Source organism: Cupriavidus yeoncheonensis (assembly GCF_905397275.1).
Taxonomy (GTDB): domain Bacteria; phylum Pseudomonadota; class Gammaproteobacteria; order Burkholderiales; family Burkholderiaceae; genus Cupriavidus; species Cupriavidus yeoncheonensis.
Genome location: NZ_CAJPUY010000071.1, coordinates 1 through 828 on the forward strand (window position 1 = coordinate 1; position 828 = coordinate 828).

Consider the following 828-nt stretch of genomic DNA (forward strand, 5'->3'; position numbering starts at 1 on the left):
GCGAGATCTCCCAGCACAGCCTGCGTATCCAGAAAGTGCTCGAAGACGCCAACCTCAAGCTGGGCAGCGTGCTCTCGGACGTGCTGGGACACAGTGGCCGGGCCATGCTCAAGGCGATTGTCAACGGCGAGGCCGATCCCGAGCGGCTTGCCGCGCTGGCCCAAGGCAACGCCCGAAAAAAGCACGCCGAACTGTGCGAAGCGCTGCGCGGACGCATTACCGAACACCATCGCACGATGCTCAAGCTGCATCTGGATATCATCGGTGCCCTGGAGCACACGCTCGCTGAGCTCGACGCCGTCGTGGGAAAAGCGCTGGCGCCGATCCGACAACGCGCCCGCCTGCTGACCACGATCCCCGGGGTTAGCGACTTGACCGCTCAGGTCCTGTTGGCGGAGATCGGCGTCGACATGACGCGCTTTCCCGATGCTGGCCATCTGGTGTCTTGGGCGGGCCTGTGTCCGCGCAATGACGAGAGCGCCGGCAAACGCCGCAGCACGCGCGTGCGCAAGAGCGGTACCTGGCTCAAGACCGCCCTGGTCACCGCCGCTTGGGCCGCGGTGCGCGTCAAGACCAGCTATCTGCGTGCCCAGTTCCTGCGCATCAAAGCCCGGCGCGGCGCCAAGAAGGCCATCCTCGCGGTGGCTGCTTCCATGCTCACCGCCGCTTACCACATCCTCCGGGATGGTGTGGAGTACGCCGACCTTGGCCCCGATTACTTCGACCGCCATCATGCCGAGAAAACAATTCGACGCCTGCTCAAACGTCTCGCCGACCTTGGGTGCCACGTCGATCCCATCGCTCATGCTGTCTAACGCTTCTTAGTAG

The 828-nt window shown here is 64.3% G+C and carries 1 protein-coding gene; it reads left to right on the forward strand.

Going from position 1 to position 828, the window contains the following annotated elements:
* Positions 1-815 (forward strand): transposase (locus tag KHO22_RS32325; RefSeq protein ID WP_211951261.1); only part of this gene is annotated, 815 nt, incomplete at its 5' end.
* Between the last annotated feature and the right edge of the window lie 13 nt (positions 816-828).